Raw genomic sequence first — 25,212 nt, forward strand, 5'->3', positions numbered from 1 at the left:
GGATTATTTTGGGATTTTAGACTCCTGCAAGGCATCGTAGCGGCTACCCACCACAGGAATGGCAGCTACGGCTGTTTCCAGTTCTTCTATCTCTTCTGCCGTGAAACGGATGTCGCAGGCACGAAGGTTCTCTTCCAGATGAGAGAGTTTGGTGGTGCCCGGAATAGGCACGATAAAAGGCTTCTTGTTCATCAGCCAGGCCAAAGCTATCTGTGCCGGGGTAATGCCTCTTGTACGGCCGAAAGCGTTAAGAACTTCCACAATACGATAGTTGGCGCGTATGGCTTCGGGCTGGAAGCGTGGCAAGGTCTGCCGGTTGTCGTTGGTAACATCAAACTTGGTATATTCATTGATCATACCGCCCAAAAAACCACGGTTCAGCGGACTGTATGGAACGAAACCGATGCCCAAATCCTCGCACAGCTCCAACACTCCGTTCGTCTCTACCATGCGGTGCATCAAGTGATATTCGCTTTGGATTGCCGTAACCGGACATATCTTGTGCGCACGGCGGATGGTATCAACGTTTACTTCACACATGCCCCAATGCAGGATTTTACCTTCCTTGATGAGTTTGCTGCATGTTTCAGCCACCGCTTCAATCGGTGTGTTCGGGTCTATGCGGTGCTGGTAGAACATGCCCAATGTTTCAACTCCGAGATTGCGCAACGAGTTTTCACAAACCCGGCGGATGTTGGCCGGAGTGCTGTCCTCTTCGGTTTTAATCTGCACACCGTTTACAAACTTATGTCCGAACTTCGATGACACAAATACCCGGTCGGTATATCCTTTCAAGGCTTCGCCGACCAATTTTTCATTGATGTGGTAGCCGTAGCTTTCGGCTGTATCGAAAAGGGTCACCCCACGTTCAACAGCTTCATGCACCAGGGCGATTTCTTTTTCCCTGCTCGGGTACTGGCTGCGGTTATGGTTCAAGCCCATACAGCCATATCCCATTGCAGAAACAGTGAATGCCGTATTTCCGTGTCCCAATGTTCGCCGAGTGCGCACCGCCGCCATGCCTGCAGGGATGTTGTTTGCAACTTGTTGTTTCCCCATCCATACCCGTTCTGCTGCCGTTACCTTGTTCAAGGTAGGCCCGACACACATGGCAGCTCCTGTCAATGCCGCCATTTTAAGGAATCTCCGGCGGCTCATATCCTTGTCTTTATCCATATTTGATAGTCTTTAAATTATTTCTGTTGCAAAGTTAACGTGACAGAATTGATAAACTTTTTTTGATATATATTATCTAAGCTGAATGATGTATTATCCTGTATTCCAAGCGATATTTATAGGCAACTATCTTTCAAAATCGTATATATTCAGTCCTAAATCCGGATTATATGTGCGACTTATCCGCTCGCTATAATCTTCCACCACGAACTCCCCTGCACCATTCTGTATTGCGGAAAGTAGATGTCCGGCTAAAGCGGAATAGTCGCTCCTGCCGACGGTTATATGCAAATGAAGATATACCTGCTCATTCATAGATGATATATTCCCTGTAAGGTTGGATATTTCCATTTGCTCCCGGAATGTCTTATCATCATATGCTTTTGTCTTGGGATTGAAGAAACGGAGGGTCAGCTCTCCGATAGCACCAATCCCGTTGATAGAACCCGACAGAATTCCTTTCTCCTTGCAGAAAGCATTCAGGGCTTTCACAATTTCAGTATGATTGTTAATGCTGACAATATACTTGTTGCCAATTTTCTTGTACGAATACATATTCTTTTCGTTTTGTGCGTTTGCCGGAGCAATCAGTACCCCGACAAACAGCAAGATAAACAATAATTTCTTTATAAAATGCCCCATCAGTACACTTATGACTGTCTCTGTTTTGATTAATCTTACCATAATAGATAAAATTATCCCACATCAGTGCTTTCCACTTTTGTTTTTAATCTGCACACCGTTTACGAACGTTACCTTGTTCAAAGTTGGCTCTTCCTTCTTATTTTCCATATTCTAACAATAAAAAGAACTATCATTTTGATTTAACAGGAGCTTTTAGTAACATTATTGAAGAAAGTGAAGCAATAGAATATGATGATGACGACGATGAGGATGAATTCGATGATGATGACGATGACTAACATCTCATTAATCCATAGCTTTTAAGTTTATTAAAGAAACAGGTCAGGACGCTATATCCTGACCTGTTTTTGATGTTAGTTAAGTCCTAATAGTTAGTTTGCTTTATTTGCTCTCAGCATTAGCTATTGATACACGTACTCTGCTTAATGTTTCCAATGTCATCTGAAGATATGAAGCAATCATTGTCAAAGGTGCTCTTCTAGTTATTTCAGGAAAATGTTGCTGTAATCTAGCGTATCTGTCATTTGCTGATTCGAAACGTAAAATGTCAGCCTTTAATTGTGATAACATTAAGGAATTTTCAAAAAAACTCCGATATAGATAAGCTATATCACCATTAGCATCAGAAAGTTCTTCCATTATATCACGCGGAATTTCCCATAAAACACTGTTTTCTACAGCATCCATCATAAGATGTGTTGGCTCTCGGTTAAAATAGCTGTCAATACACCAGACAACATCTTTTTCACATGCTAAATGTTCTATCACATCCTTATCATGCTTTAGGTAGTGCTGTCTAATAAATCCCTTTTCTATATAAAATAGGCAATTACAGATATCACCTTCATTTAGAATTATATCACCTTTTTGATATTTCTTAGGCTGAATAATATCTGCAAAAAGGCGAATATTCTCCAACTTAAGTTTGCGATTAGGGCATGTTTCAGCTATAATCTGTTTTGCAATGTCAAATTGAATACTCATAGGCTAAAGTTATTTATATCCAACATTTTGTTTCAATTTTGGGTTCAAGTCTATACTTTTTTGTGGAATAGGAAAAACTGTGGTATACCCATTTTTCTCATCAGCCAGTTGGACTCGCTGATCGTATGATTTGTGATAAACTCCAAAACGCACCATATCTTGTCGTCGCCAGCCTTCCCATACTAACTCCAACAAACGCTCTTTCAATATGTTCTCAAGCGTAGCTTCTCGATATGGCATACCAACACGACCTCGGACTTCGTTCAACTCCAACGAGCCATCCTCACCATTACGTACCTTTGCCTCGGACTTCATCAGGAGAGCATCGGCATAGCGGAATAGCACGATGTCGTTATCCGGTTGTCTACCGTCGGAATGTGAGGTCCTATCAACCTCATATTTTGCCATACGAGCACCAGCTGTCTTGACATAGGAGCTTCCCGTAAGATTCAACTTTAGCTCCAATGGGAAATACTCCAACTGCTGTCCATTGTCCATCATTACAGGCTTTCCATCAACCTCTACGATGCCGGCATAGAAGTTCTTTTCAAAGCGAGCATCTACATCATCTGTGCCGTATCCGTTGGCTAAGACTGTTGAGATATTGGCACTGGTACCATTTTCCGATGAGCCACCCAACGCACCGCCATGGTTGTAGTGTCGTGATCGGAAGAGATACCAGAACTGCGCAGCATAGAGGTTCTTATCCAACGGAATGGTGAATATGTTTTCGTTGGAGTTCTCGTTATGCACAGAGAAATTATAGCTATAATCGTCCTCCAACCGATAACCTACCTCGGCAAGTTTATTGCAATATTTGATACAGGTCTGCCAAGCGTTGAGTTTCTCACCATCGACGGTGAAAAATATCTCTTTACCGTTCCGTGGAACGCCATCAGTCCAATTATCATCACAATATATCTCGGCATTAAGAGCCAACTTAGCCAAAAGGAAATTAGCTACAGGTGTTGTTATACGACCATAGTAGTTACCCATCTTATTACTACGCTCATTTGGCAACAACTCGGCAACCTCCTGCAACTCATTCACGATAAAACGGAAAACCTCGCTACGCTCGCTCTGCACAACTTCATCCTGCGGTTGTTCATAGGATGTTACGATGGGCACTCTGCCATACATATCCATAATGTAGTAGTAGAAAAGTGCTCTCAGAGCTCGCACCTCAGCTTCGTAGGCCACTCTCTGCTCCTCAGATAGGTTATGGCTATACTTATCGATGATATGCAGAGATTTGTTCGATAACACAACAACCTTGTAGAGGTATTTCCAAGTATTGTAGAGTGGTAAATCATTAGGACTCCACTTATGCTGATACATATTCGTCCACAAACCTCCATCGTACCAGTCGCCACCACGAATAGGTATCATGGCTTCGTCTGTAGTAAGTGTGTTATAGTCATAAATCCCACGACAGGTCCCCTGTAAACCCTCACTGTCTGCACTGCCACCAATGTAATTGTAGAGCACAGCCACTGCATTAATATATATGTTGTTGGCATTGTTGTAAATGTCTTCTTCATAAAGTTGATCTCTAGGGTCTTCAGTAAGACAAGAGGTCATCATCGTTGCCAAAGCAACCATCAATATGTTTATATATCTTTTCATAACTGTAAGCGGTTAGAATTGAATACTAAGACCTAACGAATAGGTACGATATAAAGGATAGGTGCGTTTGTCGTCAATGCCCAAAGTGTTGCTTACTACATAACTGTTTATCATTGGAGTAAGACCGCTATAGCCTGTGATTGTTGCAAGGTTGCTAATGCCTGCCGAAAGACGCAATGACTTCACAGCCTTGGATTTCATTGGAATATTGTAGCCTATGGTAATATGTTCAATATTTACATAGTCACCTTTTTCCAACCAATAGTCTGAAACATTCTGATCAATAATATTTTTTTCAGGAGCACCCTTCAATACATTGTAGTCAGGGAATATAGACATATTGGTATAAGCCAAGCCCGTGCCATTGAATATCTTATGACCGAAAGCACCATTTATCTGCATGGCAATATCAAAGGACTTGTAACGGAAACTGATGTTTGATCCAATAGTTACCTTGGGGGTTGCCTGACCTGCTATATACCTGTCTCCGCCATCGCTAAAATCAATCTCGCCATCATCATTCAAATCTTCAATATCGTAACTGTAGCCACCACGTTCATTTTCTTTAAGCCCTTTGCAGTGAGGTAGATAGAATACCCCCAATGGCTGACCTACAATCTGATATACTACATTATTGTCTCCACCGTTCTGACCTGCACCATAAAGCGAGCCAATCGGAGTAATATCTGAAGCTGTCATATGCATACCATTATACTCTCCACTAAGCGAAAGTAACTTATTCTTCTGGTAGGACATATTGAAGTTGATATTCATCTCCATATCCTTTCGTTGAATGGGAACTACCGAGATTCCTAGTTCGACACCCTGGTTAGACATCGAGCCGATATTTGCCATCAGTTTATCGAACGCAAAGGTCGGAACGGGAACATCATACTCATAGAGCATATCAGTTGTCTTTGAGTAATATAATTCCGAGGTAAGCATCAACCGATTATCCCATATACCTAAGTCAAAACCGATATTAAATGTTGAACGAGTCTCCCACTTAAGGTCCGGATTCGTGTTGCGTATACTTCCCATTGTTACGGTAGGTGCACCGTTGATGGATACGATACCATTCTCCTTTACGGTATTAAGTGTTGTATAGGATGTTATACCTCCAAGATTTCCTGACCGACCATATCCGGTTCTTAGTTTCAACATTGTTATAAAGTCAGTATCAGAGAGGAAGCCTTCTTTTTTTACATCCCAACCCAGTGATACTGATGGGAAGAATCCGAAAGTATTGTTATCGCTTACCATTGAAGAGCCATCTCCACGGAGTGCTGCCGCAATAGAATATCTATCCTTGTAACTATATGTGACACTACCCATTATTGAAGCAAGTGACGGGTCTTCATAGCTACTGCTCGTACCACCGAAAGGACGCGATGATGTTGCTCCGATGTTATTATAGGAGAAATCATTTGTTGTTATTCCTTTTGCCTGCACCCATAAACCAGTCCTTACCTGTTTAAGATATTCTGCGCCAACAACAGCATCAAGGTGTGAGTCTCCCCAAGCATTGTTATATGAGAGGGACACATTTGTAAAGTAGTCTTCACCCTTGAACTCTCCACGATAAACATTGCCTTGCGCCCACACCCATGTAGGACAAAATTGAGCATTTCCCGTAGATGAATATGAATAAGAGCCGAAAGCCGACAATATCAAATTGTCAAGGATATTAAATTTCAGCCCCAAATGTGTATTGAAATTCCGTTCTTCGGAGTCATTTTTCTCATAGAGGAGTGCTCCGGGGTGGTTGATGTGTGATGCAGCCGAGTTCTTCACCCAGTTGCCATTAACATCAGTTCCTGCTGGATATGTAGGATTCTGTGCAGCTGCCGAGTAAAACAGCATTCGTGTATCGAAAATGTCGTGTATCTTTGACGAGTAGCCATATACACCAAAATCGCCAACTAAGCGACCATCGAAAGCCTTTTGTGTAGCATCAAGTTTTACCACTAAATTTCGGTAATCGTTAACTTTGACAATTGTATTATGATCCATAAAACCGAACGATGCTCGATAGTTTGAGTTTTCCGAACCACCGCTAAAAGCCAAGTGATGCTGATGTATCAAGCCCGTACGAGTAATTACATCGTGAAAATTGGTGTTGTAGCCACCATTATTGTAATCTAATCCAAGTGCCTCTGCTGTAGCTATATACTCCGGGCCGTTGAGCATTTGCAGATGTTTATACATTGACTCGAATCCGTAGTTGCCATCATATGATATTTCGAAACCTCGCCCCGTTCCTTTCTTGGTCTTAATCTCAATTACACCTGAAGCACCACGGGAACCGTACATTGCCGTTTCGGTAGCATTCTTCAAAATAGTGAAACTCTCGATGTCTGCGGGATATATGGTAGATAGCGTAGCGATGTCAGATGTCACTCCGTCAATAATTACTAACGGGTCATTGCCACCCATAATGGATGTGGTACCACGCACACGGATACTATTCAGCATAGCGAGCCTGTCAGTCCCATTAGTGGTGACGTTCACACCGGCAGACTGACCACTCAATACATCCAAAGCATTATTCAATGGTCCCTTCTTGATATTCTCGGGCCTGATATGCTCTAATGATTTAGTCGCCGAAATGGTATCTTGTTTCTCTCTGATATTCTGTACTTGTGCATCAATTTTTTGAGCACTACAGATGAAGAACATTATGACAAGACAAAGACTGACTCTTCCCATCTTGATTCGTTAAATCTCTGTAGATTCCCCAGACCAGACAGTTAATAAATCTTATACGCAATGTATTATAAAGAGGGGGATTGGGAATCTGTACTATTTCCCTGCCTGTCCGTCCGCTTAGCCATTGTATATTTTTTTTGTTATTTCATATCAGTGATGCTGATAATCCAAACAAGAACAGAGTAAACATCTACCTCTTTTATACATAAATCCTTTCCAAGGACTTTATAAGCGCAACCATTAACTACATTACATTACAAAGGTAACAATAATTTGTCATTTGAAGAAATTTAGAAAAAAGAAAAAGTCATTATGCGTGATATTTTTTATTTAATTACGACATTTATCAAATACAAAAAATCATAGAAGGACAAAAATCTTTAAATGATTTGATTATAAACAAACTTTAAATAGTTAAATTGCAATAATACTATACCATGGTTGTTCTTTACCTTAATGTAATACTACTGTTATATATCTGGTCATTTATCTCCTTTTGTCGGATGCAAAGGTTGCCAAACCTCTTTTAGAAAACGAAAAGTTCAAGCGGTAAACCATTTGGAGCAGTTTCGTCCTCCGTTGGAGAGTAAACAGCTCCAAAACCTTTTCTTATTCATCGGCTTGGCTGAAAACTGCATCCGGCAACGGAGATAAACGACTGACGAAATAATAGCATAAAACAGCATAGCCCCCCCTTAATAAGGCAATTTTATCAATGCTGTTTTCATTCTTTTCAGAGGACTATTATTTTCGACAGAGAGAAATTTGGCAAGCGGCAGATTTCACTCCCTCAAAAATAATAGATTTGAATTGCTGTCCTCTTGCCTTTATTGGAAATTGTAGTACCTTTGTAGTGGCTTGTGCGAACGAGCCAAGCAATGTGGAAAGATGGGAACATCGAACCATCAATAAAGTACCGAAAAGAGGGAAAATACCCTCTACCACCGCTCTTTGAGTGTTAAGAAATAATAAAAAGGTTAAATCTTCACCTTTTAGAATGTACCCCTAAAGGTTATGCCCATATTTCTGACTTATAACTCACAAAATATTGAGTAATAACTGGTTGCAAATACTATAATCTTTAAATTGTTTCTGTTGCAAAGTTACCCTCCTGCGTATTCGCTTTGCTGTATCATAATCACGGATAGCATTACCATTTTCATCTGAATTACCGCAAAGCATACCAGAAGAATTCCGAAATTTTTTCGAACGGTATCTTATCCATCCGGTCATACAAGTCTACATGATTGGCTCCGGGAACGATATACAGTTCTTTCGGTTCGCTGGCTTCTTGATAGGCATCCTCACTGAAATAGCGCGAATGTGCATGCTCGCCTGCAATGAATAGCACGGGGCGTGGTGAAATCTCTTTAATCATGGCAAACGGATAGAAGTTCATCAATGCCGCCTGACTGGTAAAGCGTATACCTTGATAGCGCGGATGATAGCCACGCAAGGGGTTGCGATAGTAATCGAAAAACTCCTTCTGCACGGCATTGGCATTTCCCAGCAGTTTCTCCGGTGTGCCAAAGCGGATACGTGCTTCTCCCGTTTCTGCTTCCTTCCAACGTTGTTCGGCAACTTCATCCAACAGTTTGCGTCTTTGTTCATCCGTCATCGAATCCCCCAAACCGTTACGGGTGGCACGCCCCATATCATACATGCTCACGGTTGCCAATGCCTTGATGCGGGGGTCGAGAGAAGCCGCACAGACAGAGAACCCGCCGCTTCCGCAGATGCCAATCACACCGATACGGTTGCGGTCAATAAACGGTTGTAGTCCGAGCCAGTCTACAGAAGCACTGAAGTCTTCCACCAATGCGTCGGGCGATACCGTGTGACGCGGTTCTCCTCCACTTTCGCCTTGATAGGAAGCATCAAAAGCCAGAGTCACGTAGCCTCGCCGTGCCATTTCCTGTGCATAGAGTCCGCTACACTGTTCTTTCACAGCCCCGAACGGGTGTCCGATGATGAGGGCTGCATAGTGTTGCGCTTCATTGAAATCCTTCGGGAGGTACATTTCGGCGCAAAGCATGATATCATACCTGTTTTTATAAAAGACCTTACGGACAGTAATTGTCGGATCTGTTTGAAAAGTCTTTGCCGGTTCATCGGATTCAGAAAACACCATTCCGTTCCGACAGCGTGCCGCCATGATAAGTACTTCGTCTATCTGAGCCTGTGTCACGCCGTTGTGCTTGGCATGGGCAATGTGAGTATTCAACTCATTCTTCACGCCGTCCAACACCGACAAGGCAGCCACAGTAGACAGTTCACGGGTACGCCAGTCGAGATTGTCACGGCTGAATATGTCACCGAACAGATGAGCTTTCAGAAATTGGTCCAATGCCGGAGCAAATGTCAGCACTTCTCCTAGTGCCGGACGACCGAACAGTTTCAGCTGGTTTTGTCCACCGACAACAAACATATCCGAACTCTTTACCGGAGAAGGCTCCCGTCCGGCTTCATCCTTTATGCCTTGTGCTGCACGCTCTTTGGTGAGATTCATCAGCGTAACCAATGCACCCATGCTGCGTGGAAAGCCGCAATAGGCATAGAGCTGGGTAAGTACTTCTTTTTCTTCGCTCACGGTCAGCCCACAGTCAAGTCCTCTGGCAAGAATCACTTTGAGGCTGTCCTGATTGCCACGTGCGGCATACATACTGATGGCGGCAATACTTTGTTCTTTCTTGCTTAACATATTGTTCTTGTTTTGTGCCTGCGTATAAACGATACAGCATATCAGGCAGGCGATGGTTGTAATTAACTTGTTCATATTGCTTTCTGTTTAGTGATGAATTTATAAGAACTTGACAAACGCCGGTCTTTCCAGTCGGATATTTTTTCCCGTATTCTTCAGTAACCCCGTATTTCGGTTTCTTTCGAATATCTGTATGCAGTTGGCATCCCTGCAAACCACTGCCAAATAGCAACCATCCGGAGAGATGGCAAAACTTCGCGGATAAAGACCTGTTGGCTGAAATCCTATTTGAACCAATGTTCCTTTTTGGGAATCAATGGAATAAACAATTATGCCATCTTCTTTCAAGTGCTTGGAAGCATAGAGGAATTTGCCATCGGATGAAACATGGATATCTGCATTTCCCTCTGCAACGAAAGGGTCGCAGACAATTGTTTGTAAACGTTCCAACTTGCCTTCATTATAGGAGAATACAGTTATTTTACCCGAGAGTTCACTGATGAGATAAGCAAATCTGCCATTCGGGTGAAAACATATATGTCGAGGTCCTGAGCCGGAATCCATCTGTATGCGGACTACTCTTGATTCATCCAACAGAGAATGAGCCTTACCTGCTTCCGGTCGTTTGCCTATCGGAAACAGATAGATACAATCTGTTCCCAAATCGGTAGCAAGAAGGAATTTGCCATCAGGTGTAAAGGTCACGCAATGCAGATGCGATTGTTCCTGCCTTTTTTTATTCGGCCCATTTCCAGCAAAACGAATTATTTTTGTATCACGTTGCAACTTTCCTTTCTTATCCTGTGAGAATACCGTGATGCTGCCACCCTTATAATTTGCTGTCAGAACAAAGTATTCCTTTGGACTGAGAGTAATATAAATAGGAAGTTCACCGTCTGTAGATTGCGAGTTAAGCAGAGACAGCAGACCACTTTCCTTATCAAAAAGCAAAGCATTGGCAGTCGAACTTTTCCCTTCATCATCGCCTATGGCATAAATTCGATTACCAGTGCTATCAGATGTAAGGAAAGCAGGATTTGAAATCCCTCTCAGCCCACACGGATAGTCGACATCGGCAGTTTGTCCGTCAAACCGGTACATTCTGACACCTTCTTCGTCTGGCTTCATATAACATCCTACCAACAGAAATTTTGCATAAGTTCCCTTATCCGGGACATCTTCGGTTGACCGCGCTTGAATCGTAGTGAAGCTAAGCCATAAGATTAACATGACAAATAAAGCTTTTGGTTTCATCTTATTTACCTTTTTGGTTTCACTTGCAAAATTACAGCATTCACATACTGAAGATTAGACCTCAATCACTGATAAAATTACCACTTTCATCGGGCTTGGACCGGGTTAAATGTTATCTGTGAAAATGGTAAGACAGTCTGTGATTAGGGTTATATGTTCGTTGATTGAATGAACTAACTTTGTCGTCATGGAATAAAATAAATAAGGGATAGAAAAGAAACAGCTGTTCCTCAGACAGCAATGTCAATATAAATACTTATTTTTGTAAAAAACAAAAGGATGGTTATGGGAGATATAACAAGAATAGATACAGTTCAGCAGTACTGCGACCTTTTCGAAGTCGAAGCTCTGCACCCGTTGGTCAGCGTTGTGAATTGTTACGAGGTGCAGCCCATCAGACACTCAAAGAAACTGTACAACATTTATGCTGTGTTGCTGAAAGATACTGACTGCGGTACGATGAATTATGGACGGAGCCTCTATGACTATGAAAAAGGCTCCATGCTGTTTATCGCTCCGGGGCAGGTAATGGGTTCTGACGATGATGGCAGTCTGCACCAGCCGGCCGGATGGGCCCTGATGTTCCATCCCGAACTATTGCGCGGTACTTCCCTTGCACATATAATAAAAGAGTATTCTTATTTCTCATATAATGCCAACGAAGCACTGCACCTGTCAGAACAGGAGCGCAAAGTAGTCATTGAATGTATAAACAATGTAGCAGAAGAATTGAGGCATCCTATTGACAAGCACAGCCGTTCTTTGATTATTGATACCATGAAGCTTCTCCTTGACCGCTGCATCCGCTTTTATGACCGCCAGTTCATTACAAGGGAAAATGCCAACAACGATTTGTTGGCGCGTTTTGAATTGTTGCTCAATAATTACTATCATTCTGCCTTGCCAACGAGTAAAGGTATTCCGACGGTACAGTATTGCGCTGACCAACTGTGTCTTTCCACCAATTATTTCAGTGACCTGGTAAAAAAGGAAACCGGTATGTCAGCAATCAAGCATATCCAGCAAAAAATTATGGATATAGCCAAAGAGCGCATCATGAACACGCAAAAAAGTATCAGTCAAATCTCAGATGAAATGGGTTTCCAATACCCGCAACATTTCACACGTTGGTTCAAGAAGATGGAAGGTTGCACACCGAACGAATATCGCAATGAAATTATAAAACAAGCGATAAACTAACTGGTCTTATCATCATTTATTCGTAGAGTCTCTTACAAATAATACTCTGGATATAACCAACAAAGCAATTAATGAACAACTTTGAAATCTTGAACCGATAAACAAAAAAGTTTGATGATCTCCTGCATACACTTTTCCCATCGGATGAACAGCTGTTGTCCGGTCTTTTTCCTGCGGTAAGTCAGGATTCCGTTCGCAATGTCTCCCTTTTTCAGATAAGCCATGTCCACAAAGGACATCCCCCGTGTGTAAAAGCAGAACAGGAACATGTCACGTGCGAAATCAAGGTGGGGTTTCAGGGACAAGTCCAGTCTTTTGATACGCCTGATATCATTTAAATGAATGGCCCGTTTCAAGGTCTTTTCCACACCTGTATAAACAGACTTGAACAGGTTCCGCTGTCCGGTCAGTCCGTTCTCCACCGCACGGTTGTAGACCGCTTTCAGAATGCGCATGTAGAACGAGATTGTATTGGGTGAGTTCCCCCTGTTTTTCAGATAAGCCTCGTATTCCATGAGCAAGTCAGAGCTAAGTTCGCCAAACAGTATATCGCTACCTTTCATAAAACTGCTGAAACTTTTGAGCGCGGCTGTATAGGTTTCAGAGGTCCGTATCTTTCCCAAACGTTTCAGCCTTACTATCTGTTGCCGGATATAGTCGTTAAACGAAGGTTCTTGTCCGCTGTCATGGAAACGTATGACGATATCATCCGCTGTAAACGGACCGGATTGGCTTAATGTCCTGATAGCCTTTTCCAGTCGGATTTTGTCCCGTCTTATCCGTTCCCCTACCGATAGAAGATAATTGTCCCGTTCCATCCCTGCAGGATGTTGACAGGGAATGACCGCTTCGGAACGTTGGTCCCATTCCGAAGCGAAAAGTTTGTATCCGGTACTGATCTGCCTGACCACACGGTTATGAATCACCTGATAATACAGTGCGCCCTCCCTGCCTTCCGCGGACGAGGACCTGAATTTGGTTCTGATTGTTGCCATAGTGCAGTCATTTTGAATTGGGATTGTCCAGTTGCTTCCTGATTTCCTGTGCCTCCCTGAACAGCCGGTGCGCCAGACTGTCCTTGTAGGCTGCCATTTCATGGTTACGGATGCGGTTCCTGACCGAGTCCTCAAAAGCGGTCACCAGCCTTTCCACACGCCGGATCTTTTCCTCGTCCCGCTTGATGGTGAAATGCTTCTCAAGGAAGGCGATGTCGGGATCATCCCCCGGCAGGCAGATCCTGATGGCTCGGTATTTCAAATCGGCATCTTTCAAAAGCCGGTTCGTGCGGTACTGGTTGCAGTTGGTCCAGACGGAAATGATCAGTGCCAGGATCAGTGCTGAAGCTGTCGTTACCACTGCCTTGGATGCGCTTTCCAGACGGTAGGTCACCAGTCTGCGCTCCGGTTCCTTTTTCAGCAGGACCATTCTCTCATCCAGCCGTCTCACTGTCTCCTTTACAGCTTGGCAGTCTTGACTCAGGCAGTATCTAATCTTTTCCATCTCCCCGGCAAACGTTTCGGCAGACAACGGCCAGCCTTCCGACAACCGGACGGTATGGTTACGTACCGCTGCTATTTCCAAGCCGTTTTTCTCCACCGCGGATTGCAGGCGTTCCAGACGGATTTTCAGTTCCGCAATCCCTTCCGGGGAACTGGTCCGGTTTCCAACTGCGGGGCTTGTGCCTTCCACGGGCAGCGTCTCCACTTTCTTCTCGATCCTTTCAAGGCATCCGTAGATGCCTTCCAGATAATTTTCCTCTTTCATCTTTCAAAGTTTTTTGTTATACATATGGTTCACAAACTCCTTCCTTTCCTGCGCTTCTTCTTTCTCCGCAGGCGTTCCGCCTCTTTCTCGTCCTCCGTCGGTGCCACCGACGGCATGAACACGCCACCCGTACCGGTGACTTCGACCAGGTTATCAATAACAGAACCATGACTTTGTTCATGGTACGGTTGCTTTTGGGAAACGTCATTTTCCAGGGACGTGACATGGTTATGGTCCAATGCCGCATCCAGCCTTGACCAGCTGAAACTGCGGTCAATCCCACTTCCCTTGAATGACAGACCGTTCTTTATAAAGCGGATGCCCTGCACTTCATTAGTGTTTTCCTTGTACTTGAATTCCATTTCCACGCCCATTTTTAAGAGCTTATTTTGAAATTCTTTCCATGTATCTGCACTCCTCAAAGCTTCCTTGACCGCACGGTATATTTCGTATTTCACCTTTTCGGAAGCATGCAGCTTTTCCGTTTTAACGGACTGTTTGCCTTCGGAATAGGTGAGCGAATACTTGTCCTTAAGCATTTTTGTCACTTTCTCGTTGCGCTTGAAATCGTTGCTGTCGGAAATCACCTTCCCGTCGAAGTTCACCCGGTTGAAGACGATGTGGCAGTGCGGGTTGTCCGTCCCGTGATGCCTCACCACGATGAACTGCGTGTTCCGTATCCCCATCAGCTCCAGGTATTCCTCCGCCAGCCTTGCCATGAACGCGTCGGTCAGCCTCGGTGCGTCCTCCGGCTTGAAGCTGAGCGCAATGTGCCCCACCGGTTTCGCCACGTCCGGATTCAGCAGGCATTGCCACCGGAAACTGCGTGCCGTCTCCTCCACCGTTCCCAGCAGCACGCCTTCCGAGGCGATGATTTTTGCGTCGTCCTTCTGCGTCACGTAGCGTATGCAGCCGCTGAACGAGCGGCCTTTCCTGATCTTCCCTATCATGAGGCTATCCTCCTTTCGGCCTGTAATCATCCATGATCCGCTTCAGCTTTCCCAGCAGCCCCTCTATCAGCAGCCTTGTCCTGTAAAAGCCGGTCTGGTGCGAGAGCTTTGTCAGCTGGTTCAGGTTGTTCGCCATTCCCGCCAGGCTGCGCAACAGTGCGTTCTCCTCCGGTGTATGCCTTGCCGTAACGGTGGCCGCCAGTGCTGCCTCCCTGATATAGACCGCCAGACTCCGGCCGGACTTCCCTGCCCTGAACCTGAGAGCCTCGTAGCTGACGGGGGAGAACTTCACCGTCACGCCTCTGGTCAATTTACGCGTCCTGCCCAGTGCCGGACGGCCACATTTTTTCTTCATCCCATTCACATCGTTTGTCATATGTTTTTTCTTTTTCGTCCGTACTTCTTTCATTCCAAAATCTGCGACCGGCGGGAGCGGATTTGCCCTCCCAGCAACCGCCGGGCGCGGGGAGCAAGGGTTTTCGGGAATCCGGAAACATACCCTTGCTCCCCCCACAGAAAAATCCCCCCGCATTTTCCACATTGAAGCGGGTATACAGGGAACAGTGCATACATCGGGTATACTCCACGCCCGGTAACAGGCTGTCAGATTTTTCTCCACTGCTCGATGTCCCCACGGTAGGCGGCAAGATGCTCCCTGGCAAGGTTCTCCAGCAGTCCGGAAACGCTCATGCCACGCCCGCCGAGCCTGCGGACGACGGCGTCCAGTTCGTCCCTCACATCCTCACTGACGAACACCGTCTTGCGGTTCCTGATCTTCGGGACGGTGAGGTATGTTTCCCGGTACTCCTCCAGCGAGGCCCTGCGTTGCCTGCCGCTCGTTCTTCTTCTCACGGGGTCTTCCGGTTCCGGCGGGGTGTCCTTTCTTCTCGCCTCCCCGGATACCTCCTCCGCAACGAGCCCGGATGGAATCATCGATTCCGTCACGGAAGCATCCGTACCGGCGGATTCCCCCGGACCGGGTTCCATCATGAGTCTTTCCCACCACTCGTCGTGGCCGGCTCCGGGACTACGGCCGTTCTTTCTGTCTGCGGTTTCGGATACCGCCATTTTCTTCCCTTTCGTTTTTTCAGTCGGTTCACTTTTCATTGTACATGGATTTTAGATGGTTGATACTGTGGGCACGGTCTACCCGTTTGCCCGATTGTCGGAAGCAAATAAAACGATAATAACAAGTGCTGTGAAACGGACGGGTCCGATTGGCGGGGTTTGCCGTGTTATTCATATTGTTGGATCAGTCTGACGGTGATGACTTCACAAATATACGCACCGGAAATTTCCCACTCTTCGGGAACGGATCTGAACGTCTGTCTGCTGAAAACAAATGAATGTTAAAATCCGATTTCCATGACATCTGATGACATATAATGACATTTGATGAAGGGCCGGAACCATATCCGGGGACAATCATTTACTTTGCGGATGAAACAAGTACGCATATGGTGTCAAAGGTAGTCATCCTGTCTTGAAATTCAGGACGTTCCGCCGGGATTCACTAAATTGCGGCACGGAATCCGGATCCGAAAAGAGAATGAAACAGATGTCAAACCTGAAATTACAGTGATTATGGAAATAGTGAACATTGAGGCAAGGACCTTCGAGGCGATGCTCTCGGCCTTCCGGACGTTTGCGGACCGGCTGGACACCCTCTGCCGGCTGTACGGTGACATGGAAGAGAAGAAATGGCTGGACAACCAGGAGGTGTGCCTGCTGCTGAAGGTCAGCCCGAGAACCCTGCAGACCCTGCGTGACAACGGCACGCTGGCATATACACAGATCTGCCATAAGACTTATTACAAGCCCGGGGACGTGGAAAGCATCATCCGGATAGTGGAGGAGCGCCGCAAGCGGGCTGAAAATATGGGAAGGTTGATCTGAAAGGCCATGAAAAACGAATGTCGAACAAAAAAAAGATCAAGTCATGATGAATACCGATAACCGTCTGCTCACCCGTGAGAGCAGCGAGCATATAAGAGAGTTCTTCTCCACCGTCGAACGTCTCTCCGTTTCCATGGAGCGTCTCTTTGCCGGCAGGTCACCGGCGATGGCGGGCGAGAACTTCTATACGGACCGCGAACTGGCTGAAAAGCTGAAAGTGAGCCGCCGCAGCCTGCAACAGTACCGTGACAGCGGCCTGCTTGCCTTCACCCGGCTGGGCGGCAAGATACTGTACCGTTCTTCCGACATCGAGAAGCTGCTTGACGGCTGCTACCGGGAGGCGAGAACCAGGCCGGAGGAACTTTAGAAAAGTTCCGTACGGGATCGTGAATGAAGGGGCGGTCGGTTGTCATACCGGTCGCTCCTTCATTTTCTTTCCACCGGATGAACGACTTTAATTTGCTCGTAAAGTACTTATACACAGAGTGTTTTTTTCTTTATGAATTATGATCCGGTGACAACATTGGCATAACATGGCGGGACATGGAAACATTTTTCCGATATGGCAATAAGATACGGGGATTCCATTATAAAAAAAGACTCTTATTTTATTATGTCATTATGTTATTCTGAAATTGGGGCGGGCCGTTCGTGTACCGGTGGGACGATCCGTTTCCGTAATGGCGGCACATTCCGTACTGGTATCATTATCCTCCGGCAATGCCGTTTCCCGGTCTTTTCGGAGTGACCTTATGCCGGCCGGTGACAACCGCATGTCCGTGTGTAAACATGGCGGCGCATAAAAACAGGCACATCCTCCGGGCTCCTGTCCCGTCGGATGCACCTGTCTCCGTCATGTCATATACAGCCGGACTCCTCCGGCCCATGCCTCTATCTGAGTATCGGATTCGAGAGCAGTATCTTGTAATAGGCCACTCCGCCAATCTCTACCGGCATCCTCGCCATCATGAACTGCACGCTCTTCCTCTCCACCTTCGCCTGCCGCATGAGTCTCTGCACGATAAACCCCGCCGAGAACCTTGCGCATCTTTTATCCTTCCAGACAATGAACCCCTCGCTGTCATCGGCCCGGCAGATGTACCAGTCATCCGTCTCGTCGTCGTGGGCGAAGTTCACCCGTCCGCCACCGAGGATTCCCAATTCGATTGACATCGTCTTTGACAGATAGACGGTCCCCCTGCTGTCAAGGTTGATGGTCCGCTTTCCCTTGTATGTGACTTCCTGCGGACGGGAGTTTTCCCTGTTGTATACTATCAGTGCCATAATTGTCTTTCTTTTATCGGTTGAACTGTTTTCGTTTTTTTAATACATGAAGCTTTCCACCGCCAGCATCCGGCTTCTCCATGCGAAACCGCTGTGGGTACGTACCGCGTCCACTATCCTGCATACTTTCTGTGATATGGCCGATGCCGATACGCCCATGCATTCCGCCAGTGCCTTGAACGAGAACTGCGCCTCATAGAACCTGAGCATGAACATCCGGTACTCCTCGTAGGAGAACTTCTGCCTTACGAAACGCAGTATGTCTCTTACCAGCCGCTCGCACCCATTCAGGTCGTCCTCGGAAAGGAATTTTGCCTCTTCGCCACATCGGAGGAAGAAATCATCTTCAGGGTGTGCATACCGATTCTCCCTTTTAATCTTTACCAGGGCCGCCTTTTTGTAGCATCCGATGAAATACGCGTCATAGTCCGTTATGTCCTTTCCGGGAACCAGCACCTGCCTTCTTACAAAAAGGTAGGTGTCATGGAAATTGTCCTCGTCCAGCATTCCGTACCGGCGTAACGTCCCTCTCAACCTGTCATAGGATGCAGTGAACCACTCGTTGAACAGTCTTTCCTTTTCTGCGCTCTTGTCTGCCATAGCTTTATATTTTTTTGAGTTATACATGGCCTACACGGGTAGGCATTCTTATTTCTTGTGCTTCCTCCAGTTTGTTTTTCGGCGGTCTCCGGCAAGGCTTGCCGTGAAAAAATACGCTCACGCGAAGCGTGAGGAAGATTTTTTCACGTGCAACCAGCCCGAAGGGCCGCCTTGCGGGACCGGCCTGAAAAACAACTATTTTTGCCGCAAGAAATGAGGATGATGGATTCCTTCCTTCTATCTATTGTCTGTCCGGTGAGAATTTAGATTCCATGCAGCTTTTCTGTCTTTGGTATGTTTGGAGAAATATTCAAGGATATGAAATGAGAACGGCAATACGTGATGTTGCGGAAGGAGCAGATATGGGATTGGAAACAGGAAGCGTGCCCGGGCTTTCATGCAGTTTATACGGCGGTGTTGATTTTGGGGAGGATTACAGGGAAGTGACAGGAAAGTCGGCCGTTCCGGAGAAATTGTATGTGTACGTTGTTCCTTCCGAAATACGGAGTCTTTTAAAATCATGGAAGACCTCATTCGGGAGTGTGTCTCGATATTTGCCTGAGACAAAATTATAAGTCGCCTATTCATGGATAAGTATTTGGAATATATCAACGACATGCTACGATGCAATAAAGAGAATCGGAACGGCAGACTGAAACTCGCAATCTGCTGATAATGCGGACTATTCTAAAACAAGTGTGGAAAACTTGAAGACATCCGACGGAAAACCTTGGAAAAAGAAGAACCGGACAAAGTCTCCGCCTTCAAAATAATGCTCTATTATGCCACAGGTGCGGCATTACTTGTCATTCCGGATTGGCTTCCCATGAAATCCACCGCCCGCCATCAAGAAAACGGCCGGTGCCATATGGCAGGTAATCGTAGCGACAGCCTGTCTTTGGAACCCGTTGTCACCCTAAAGGATTTTACTGATATATTATTATGTCAGTCCTTTTTCAAATCAAAATACAGCAAACGGGTTTTCAAAGGTTCATCTTGCGGAATATCATAATATTGCTTTTCTATCACGTCTGTTTTATAGAGTGGAACGAAACCGTTTCTTTCATAATACCTGAGAATCTTTTCCTCATTGTATGCATCCACCACGATAAAACGGCATCCTGTCTTGTTGTCCTCATGACGGAACCAGTCTTTTATGAAAGCCATCAGTTGCCGTCCTACGTGGCTTGATGTACCCTGATATTCCAGGTTGACCCCCAGTCTTCCTATCAGCACGGCCGGATAGCTGCGTCCACGTTTAGGATTTACAATATTGCGTTGCAGCCTGTTTTTATCATTGGGGGATATTAATCTGGTCTTGATACTGTCATTGGACAAGGTAAACAAGGCCACAATACGATGCGGGATTTCAGTCGTCACCCAACAATATGTTTTCCCAAGGAGTTCATCCGCATACAGATCGGCATCATTGAGAAAAAAATCATCAAGGTCATTCTCGCCACAAGTGAAAGGAAGGCAATTCCTCCGTACTTCCTTGTTATAGGCAAGCATGACACAATCATCATATAAAGAAATACCGTCCATTGCTGTTAATTGAACCGGAATGAACGGGATTTCTCCAATACTTTTCGCAACCGTTTCTTTGCCTCCACTGATAACCGGGGTGTTACCTTTGCGGCGTTCTTGTCTGCACTGCGTACGAAATCTTCCGCCGTAACGCCCTCCAAAACCGGAATGTTCTTGATAGTTATAGCCATAATATTATTTTTTGCAAAAATACAACTTTGTTGTTATACAGCCAAATAATAGCCCGTCTTCCACTCTTTTTTCCGGAATGTTCCTCCATATCCGGAAAAGTCTGTGTCACGCCACCCGTTGCGGTAAGCCGTTTTTCTCAAGGAAAGGGCAGGCAATACCGGCGGACGTGGATATGGGCAAAACAACCCGCATATGCAATGCAGAGGGAGCAGGAGAGCCTTCACCACAGCCGGAGAGAAAAGTGGTTTCATGCCGGGGTACGGCATGAAAAGGGGGCTCCCGGACAGTTCTTTTCCTTGTCGCACATGCACTACGTCGGTCGCAGTTTTCGCCTTCTGAATCCCTCTTACGTCCGTCCCTGCGCTTTCGGAGCGTTTTTCCGGCAGAAAATTTCGCCGTACGGAAATTTTCTGCCGGAAACCGAAGGGAAAACGCGGAGTCCCGCAGGGACGGACGAACTTTGATGAGGAAGGGGAAAATCATCTGTTTCATAAATACCATTTCCTCAGATGGCATCGCATATTTCCTTCTCCATCTTTTCCAGCTTATGGGACAGGATTTCCATGTCGCTGCTGATCTTCTGGTTGGTTATCCGGGCATATATCTGGGTGGTTTTCAAATCCGTATGCCCCAAAAGACGGCTTACGGTCTCGATGGGTACACCGTGCGAGAGCAGCACGGTGGTGGCGTTCGTATGCCGGGCCACATGATAGGTCAGCCGTATCTTGAAACCGCACTGCCTGCCAAGTTCCTTCAATATGGTGTTGCATCTGCCGTTGCTCGGTACCGGAAATACATGACCGTCCTTGGACAGTCCCTTATACTTCTCTATGATGCGCTTGGGCACGTCCAGCAGGCGGATGTTGGACTCGGTGTTTGTCTTGCGACGGCGGGTGATGATCCAGAGGTTGCCGTCGAAGAAGGTCTGGAGCCGGTCGGTCGTCAGTGCCTTCACGTCCGCGTATGCCAGTCCGGTGAACACAGAGAAGATGAAGAGGTCGCGTACCAGTTCGCAGGTCCCGCTTTTCACCGGGGTCTCCATCAACGTCTGTATCTCACGCTCCGTCAGGTAGCCTCGGTCAACGCTCTCGGGGGAATTGATGTACCCGGCGAAGGGGTTGAAGGGAAGCGCACCGCTGTTGCGGGCGATGGAGATGACGTGCTTGAGCCCGATCATGTAACCCCATACGGTATTGGTGCGGCATTTCTTCTCCGTACGCAGGAAATACTCGAAGTTGTTGATGAAGGTCAGGTTGAGTTCCTTCAGGGGGATGTCGTCACGGCGGTATACTTTCGGGACGAACTCGCAAAGGTGCCTGTATATGGTACGGTAGCGGTTGTATGTTCCCTGCACGCGGCTGTGTCCCACTTTCTTGATGAACTCCTCGTTGTGCTGCTCGAAGAGTTTCAGCAAAGTCTCCCGTTTCACGCCCAGTCCGAGGTAGACATCCCTCAGCCTGGCAGCAGTGACATAGCCGTCGGACTGCATCAGTTCCTGGTAACGACGGTTCACGTCCACACGTATCCGGTCAACCGCCGCATTGATTTTCTGCGCCTCGGCGCTCTTGCCCGTGGCACGTGCCGTTTTCACGTCCCAAAGTTTCGGGGGCACGTCCAGCTTGCAGCTGAACTGCTTGATTTCGCCGTCTACCGTAAGACGGCACATCAGGGGGAGATAGCCGTTGGCTCTCTCGCTGCCCTTCTTCACGTAGAAGAGGATTTTGAAGGTCGATCTGCTCATACTCGTTTTCATACTTTTTTGATCGTTACAAAGTTAATATCAAGCGAGTTGTCCTCAGGTATGAAAAACTGTGCAAATTACTGAAATAGAATCTGTTGTGCCGTTTCTTGTTCCTGTTATATCAGTAACGATATGGGAACTGAAGTCTTTCGCAGCTTTTATCGGACCTCCTTTTTCAGCTTATGCAGTATTATGAGTTAAACACCTAACCACTTAATAGACTGCATTTTTGCTGTATTATCATCAACCTTGCTTTTTCTTTCTGCGTTTACTTCAAACTCTGTATTCATGTATATTTCCAATTGTAATCCTATCTTGTATTTGCCGGGAGATAATTTCCCGGAACTGAATCGTTGTTTGTAATTAGGGTCGGTAATACGACTGACATTCCATGATACAGGTATGGAAAACAACATTGCTTCTCCTGCTTCCAAACGTGCGCAACTCCTCATGTAATCAGATTCATCTCTCGAACCGGAGCGGGTAAGCGGATGTACCATATACAATTCATCCGTTCCTATGCTCGGAAGAAACAGCGGTTGTACCGAAAGATTGGTATGGTTTTCAAACTGTATGCGGATAGAATCGTTATCGGATTCCAATACCCTAAAACTAAAAGCTCCCTGCATCTCTGTCCCTTTCACGGGCTGAATCCCCATGTCTGTCAGGTTGCAATACGTGTAGATATTGGAGAACACGTAAAAGTGAACTTGGTACTTGTTCGGTTTCAACGGATATTTAAACTCAGACATGTGAATGTGTTCGGGCAACGTATCGCCTTTAGACAAATCTCTGCCCACGCCAGCAAAGGCAAGATTGTCAATGAAAGGAAACTCTTTCCACTCGCCGCCTTTCCTGTACTTCATCCAATGTAATTCAGGTTCGGCGGTAGGAGCATCTACATTGATTACATCCAACGTAATTCGTTTGGTTGAGGACGGGTAAACGGGTTGTTGGGTTCGAATTTTGTAAGCGTCCGGATGCGTAACGTAAACATTGGGAAGCCTTTGGATATGTACACGACTTTCGTACTTCTCTATTTCCGACTGTAAAAGGGGAAAATCAATGTCCTGTGCATTCAGCTTCAGCGACCAAACAGACAAAAGGACAGATAAGTAAATCAGATTTTTCATACATATCTACTTGTTAATTATTTTACCATTCTTATTTATATAATACCAATCAGAGTTATTCCGGTAATGCTTTTCGCCTTTGGAATCGGGAATTACTTTGTTCTCACCGGAGAAAGTAACCTTTGCTTTGCCGTGCTCGAATGGGTAAGCAAATTTAAATTGAGGCTTTATGGCCACATTACCCAATGAATCGGCAAAACCTACCAATCCATCCTCGTTCATTATACGGAAAAGCCCTTCTTGTATGTAGTCGGGACCATTATCATATTTGAATACATAGAAAAGTTCTTTGCCCGCATTATTGATGCAGATTATTCGAGCGTCCTTTGGCTTGTGCTCATAAACAAAACCTAGTTTTTTGATAGTATCTGTCTGACAGTATCTGTACTTGCCGTATGGCACAATGGTGTCACCCTGTTCATTCAGATAACAGACCGGAACACCCACCTCCAAATAAGGTTCTGTGGTATGGGCGGTCAGTGTGGCATCGTATCGCATCAAGACAGGGGTATCACAAGTGCTATAACCGATAACTGAAACATCGGTGTGAGGGTTGATAGGAGTTGTCGGACTATCATTCTTGAATAAAACAGGTACAGTCCAAACGGAGTTGCAATATTCACCTTTCCAATAATTGATTGCCGGGGTCCATCGTGGCATGCTTTTTATGATTTGCAATACTTGATTATCCCATTCCGGGATTCTGCAACTTCTCATGGTTTTAGCTTCTGACACTTCTCCGTAGGAATCAATCTGTATTGTGTAAATTCCTCTGATTTGATTTTTGTTGCCCAACATTTTAGGATTGTATCTCAAGTGTTCATTGATGTAGTTGGTAATTGCATACGGATTTCCTTTTTGAAAGTAAGACCCGCTTTCCCATTCTACAAGACACTGTTTCAGTTCTTCTTCTCTAACACTATCCGTTTTTACCCTGTCTTTGTAATGTTGCGGTAAAAATGGTACATACACTGTATAAAAGCATTCCATCCGTTTGCCGTTCTTGTCCCTGCAAGGCAGGCAGTGCGGAAGCTCTTGGGTCAGTCTGATTACCTCTTTATCAAAATCTTTATGAATAGACGTCAGGATATTTATTCCACGAGGCAATCCTAAAGTATCAAGAGAGAACATTACAACGGAATAGCCTGCCACGTTCTTTTCCAGCAACTTTTTGGGGTATTTCATTCGAGAAACAAAATACTTTTCCAAATCGTAATTCCATATTGCCCATCGGGGAGGTTCTATCGTGGATAAATCCTTAATAGGCTCTCCGGTTATTTTAGCAACACCCTTGTTCCAAATGTCCTCTTTGCGCCAAATACTATCCAGGCGTTCTTCGTTCTGCCTTTGTCCTTGAATACTGTTATCTGTTGTACATCTGACAGGTGCAACTTCGATTGTCAAAATCTCCGGCAGATATTGGAGAACCAGCGTACTATCTGTCAGTTCCTGTATGATATAATCTTTTCCCGATTCAAAAACTTTGATTGTATCCTCATGCAAAGAATAGGAATAGCATATTGGGTTTTGTTTTTTATCATATAGAAAACTTTGTTTCCATTCGGCACTACGAAATTCCATTTCTATTGCATATTGTTTGTCTTGGGGTAATTGCACTTTCCATATTTTATTCTCTAATAAAGCAGACATATCTACCGAACTCTTGTCTTGCGCTAAAAGTGGGCTGACAAGATTGAGAGAAAATATAAATAATATGGATAGAAAATGTTTCATAATCAATTATATAAACAATATTCAAATGTTTGCATTGGTAACAGGGTTCCCGCTGTTTATCGGATTGGTGAAAGGGAGCATTTCCTTTCTTTGTCT

At 45.4% G+C, this 25,212-nt stretch carries 25 protein-coding genes and 1 pseudogene; 4 read left to right on the top strand and 22 right to left on the bottom strand.

Going from position 1 to position 25,212, the window contains the following annotated elements; all coding sequences use genetic code 11:
• Window positions 1–3: 3 nt before the first annotated feature.
• The 7 genes from HMPREF1534_RS01780 to HMPREF1534_RS01750 all read right to left on the bottom strand — a co-directional run bounded on the left by HMPREF1534_RS01780 (window position 4) and on the right by HMPREF1534_RS01750 (window position 11,095).
• Window positions 4–1,176, bottom strand: a complete 1,173-nt coding sequence (locus tag HMPREF1534_RS01780) for an aldo/keto reductase (protein ID WP_004295292.1) — start codon at window positions 1,174–1,176, stop codon at window positions 4–6.
• A 126-nt stretch (window positions 1,177–1,302) separates the two neighbouring features.
• Window positions 1,303–1,860: a PPC domain-containing DNA-binding protein gene (locus HMPREF1534_RS01775; RefSeq protein WP_005641953.1), complete on the bottom strand. Its 558-nt coding sequence runs from the start codon at window positions 1,858–1,860 to the stop codon at window positions 1,303–1,305.
• A 342-nt stretch (window positions 1,861–2,202) separates the two neighbouring features.
• Entirely contained in the window at window positions 2,203–2,805 is a 603-nt protein-coding gene (locus HMPREF1534_RS01770; RefSeq protein WP_004295295.1) for a Crp/Fnr family transcriptional regulator, read from the bottom strand.
• A 9-nt stretch (window positions 2,806–2,814) separates the two neighbouring features.
• Window positions 2,815–4,431: a RagB/SusD family nutrient uptake outer membrane protein gene (locus tag HMPREF1534_RS01765; RefSeq protein ID WP_005641955.1), complete on the bottom strand. Its 1,617-nt coding sequence runs from the start codon at window positions 4,429–4,431 to the stop codon at window positions 2,815–2,817.
• Between the two features lie 12 nt (window positions 4,432–4,443).
• Window positions 4,444–7,140 (bottom strand): SusC/RagA family TonB-linked outer membrane protein, encoded by a 2,697-nt coding sequence (locus tag HMPREF1534_RS01760; protein WP_005944373.1) that lies wholly within the window; start codon window positions 7,138–7,140, stop codon window positions 4,444–4,446.
• A gap of 1,168 nt (window positions 7,141–8,308) precedes the next feature.
• Window positions 8,309–9,916, bottom strand: coding sequence for a carboxymuconolactone decarboxylase family protein (locus HMPREF1534_RS01755; protein ID WP_005944375.1), 1,608 nt, complete (start codon window positions 9,914–9,916; stop codon window positions 8,309–8,311).
• 24 nt (window positions 9,917–9,940) lie between these two features.
• On the bottom strand, window positions 9,941–11,095 hold the full coding sequence (locus tag HMPREF1534_RS01750) for a lactonase family protein (RefSeq protein WP_004295300.1): 1,155 nt from the start codon (window positions 11,093–11,095) through the stop codon (window positions 9,941–9,943).
• Between the two features lie 279 nt (window positions 11,096–11,374).
• Between HMPREF1534_RS01750 and HMPREF1534_RS01745 the strand changes: the two genes are divergently transcribed.
• Complete coding sequence (locus HMPREF1534_RS01745) at window positions 11,375–12,295, top strand: helix-turn-helix domain-containing protein (protein ID WP_004295301.1); 921 nt, start codon at window positions 11,375–11,377, stop codon at window positions 12,293–12,295.
• A gap of 68 nt (window positions 12,296–12,363) precedes the next feature.
• Here the strand turns inward: HMPREF1534_RS01745 and HMPREF1534_RS01740 are convergent, their stop codons facing one another.
• From HMPREF1534_RS01740 to HMPREF1534_RS20520, 6 genes are all read right to left on the bottom strand, one after another.
• Window positions 12,364–13,290, bottom strand: a complete 927-nt coding sequence (locus tag HMPREF1534_RS01740) for a site-specific integrase (protein WP_005641960.1) — start codon at window positions 13,288–13,290, stop codon at window positions 12,364–12,366.
• A gap of 7 nt (window positions 13,291–13,297) precedes the next feature.
• Window positions 13,298–14,059, bottom strand: a complete 762-nt coding sequence (locus HMPREF1534_RS01735; protein WP_004295303.1) for a hypothetical protein — start codon at window positions 14,057–14,059, stop codon at window positions 13,298–13,300.
• 29 nt (window positions 14,060–14,088) lie between these two features.
• Window positions 14,089–15,009 carry a relaxase/mobilization nuclease domain-containing protein gene (locus HMPREF1534_RS01730; protein ID WP_005944378.1) on the bottom strand — a complete coding sequence of 307 codons (921 nt, stop codon included), beginning with the start codon at window positions 15,007–15,009 and terminating at the stop codon, window positions 14,089–14,091.
• Window positions 15,010–15,013: 4 nt separating this feature from the next.
• A complete protein-coding gene (locus HMPREF1534_RS01725) occupies window positions 15,014–15,385 on the bottom strand; it encodes a plasmid mobilization protein (RefSeq protein WP_005650044.1) in 372 nt (123 codons plus the stop codon).
• Window positions 15,386–15,612: 227 nt separating this feature from the next.
• Window positions 15,613–16,116: a DUF3408 domain-containing protein gene (locus HMPREF1534_RS01720; RefSeq protein ID WP_004320813.1), complete on the bottom strand. Its 504-nt coding sequence runs from the start codon at window positions 16,114–16,116 to the stop codon at window positions 15,613–15,615.
• Window positions 16,106–16,252, bottom strand: coding sequence for a hypothetical protein (locus HMPREF1534_RS20520; RefSeq protein ID WP_154653514.1), 147 nt, complete (start codon window positions 16,250–16,252; stop codon window positions 16,106–16,108). Before HMPREF1534_RS20520 ends, HMPREF1534_RS01720 begins: the two co-directional genes overlap by 11 nt.
• A 341-nt stretch (window positions 16,253–16,593) precedes the next feature.
• On the opposite strand from HMPREF1534_RS20520, the gene HMPREF1534_RS01715 reads away from it, so the two are divergent.
• Complete coding sequence (locus HMPREF1534_RS01715; protein WP_005944380.1) at window positions 16,594–16,905, top strand: helix-turn-helix domain-containing protein; 312 nt, start codon at window positions 16,594–16,596, stop codon at window positions 16,903–16,905.
• Window positions 16,906–16,948: 43 nt separating this feature from the next.
• On the top strand, window positions 16,949–17,272 hold the full coding sequence (locus HMPREF1534_RS01710; RefSeq protein WP_004295308.1) for a helix-turn-helix domain-containing protein: 324 nt from the start codon (window positions 16,949–16,951) through the stop codon (window positions 17,270–17,272).
• Between the two features lie 340 nt (window positions 17,273–17,612).
• Here HMPREF1534_RS01710 and HMPREF1534_RS20755 read toward each other — a convergent pair whose 3' ends face one another.
• The 3 genes from HMPREF1534_RS20755 to HMPREF1534_RS01700 are packed head-to-tail and all read right to left on the bottom strand — an operon-like array spanning window position 17,613 to window position 18,789.
• Window positions 17,613–17,792 carry a hypothetical protein gene (locus tag HMPREF1534_RS20755; RefSeq protein ID WP_004295309.1) on the bottom strand — a complete coding sequence of 60 codons (180 nt, stop codon included), beginning with the start codon at window positions 17,790–17,792 and terminating at the stop codon, window positions 17,613–17,615.
• 4 nt (window positions 17,793–17,796) lie between these two features.
• A complete protein-coding gene (locus HMPREF1534_RS20760) occupies window positions 17,797–18,189 on the bottom strand; it encodes a hypothetical protein (RefSeq protein ID WP_004295310.1) in 393 nt (130 codons plus the stop codon).
• A gap of 39 nt (window positions 18,190–18,228) precedes the next feature.
• Entirely contained in the window at window positions 18,229–18,789 is a 561-nt protein-coding gene (locus HMPREF1534_RS01700) for a sigma-70 family RNA polymerase sigma factor (RefSeq protein WP_005944382.1), read from the bottom strand.
• 323 nt (window positions 18,790–19,112) lie between these two features.
• Here HMPREF1534_RS01700 and HMPREF1534_RS20765 point away from each other — a divergent pair, with 323 nt between their 5' ends.
• Window positions 19,113–19,364, top strand: a complete 252-nt coding sequence (locus tag HMPREF1534_RS20765) for a hypothetical protein (protein WP_224205373.1) — start codon at window positions 19,113–19,115, stop codon at window positions 19,362–19,364.
• Between the two features lie 370 nt (window positions 19,365–19,734).
• Here HMPREF1534_RS20765 and HMPREF1534_RS01695 read toward each other — a convergent pair whose 3' ends face one another.
• From HMPREF1534_RS01695 to HMPREF1534_RS01675, 6 genes and pseudogenes are all read right to left on the bottom strand, one after another.
• Window positions 19,735–20,334, bottom strand: a complete 600-nt coding sequence (locus HMPREF1534_RS01695; RefSeq protein WP_004295313.1) for a GNAT family N-acetyltransferase — start codon at window positions 20,332–20,334, stop codon at window positions 19,735–19,737.
• A 5-nt stretch (window positions 20,335–20,339) separates the two neighbouring features.
• Window positions 20,340–20,507 carry a hypothetical protein gene (locus tag HMPREF1534_RS20770; RefSeq protein ID WP_004295314.1) on the bottom strand — a complete coding sequence of 56 codons (168 nt, stop codon included), beginning with the start codon at window positions 20,505–20,507 and terminating at the stop codon, window positions 20,340–20,342.
• Between the two features lie 33 nt (window positions 20,508–20,540).
• Window positions 20,541–21,024: pseudogene (locus HMPREF1534_RS21305) on the bottom strand (hypothetical protein).
• Window positions 21,014–22,261 (bottom strand): site-specific integrase, encoded by a 1,248-nt coding sequence (locus HMPREF1534_RS01685; protein WP_005944387.1) that lies wholly within the window; start codon window positions 22,259–22,261, stop codon window positions 21,014–21,016. Before HMPREF1534_RS01685 ends, HMPREF1534_RS21305 begins: the two are co-directional and overlap by 11 nt.
• A gap of 185 nt (window positions 22,262–22,446) precedes the next feature.
• Entirely contained in the window at window positions 22,447–23,382 is a 936-nt protein-coding gene (locus HMPREF1534_RS01680) for a hypothetical protein (protein WP_005944389.1), read from the bottom strand.
• A gap of 6 nt (window positions 23,383–23,388) precedes the next feature.
• Window positions 23,389–25,116 (bottom strand): WG repeat-containing protein, encoded by a 1,728-nt coding sequence (locus HMPREF1534_RS01675; RefSeq protein WP_005944391.1) that lies wholly within the window; start codon window positions 25,114–25,116, stop codon window positions 23,389–23,391.
• Between the last annotated feature and the right edge of the window lie 96 nt (window positions 25,117–25,212).

Origin of the sequence: Phocaeicola massiliensis B84634 = Timone 84634 = DSM 17679 = JCM 13223 (genome assembly GCF_000382445.1) — a bacterium.
Lineage (GTDB): Bacteria > Bacteroidota > Bacteroidia > Bacteroidales > Bacteroidaceae > Phocaeicola > Phocaeicola massiliensis.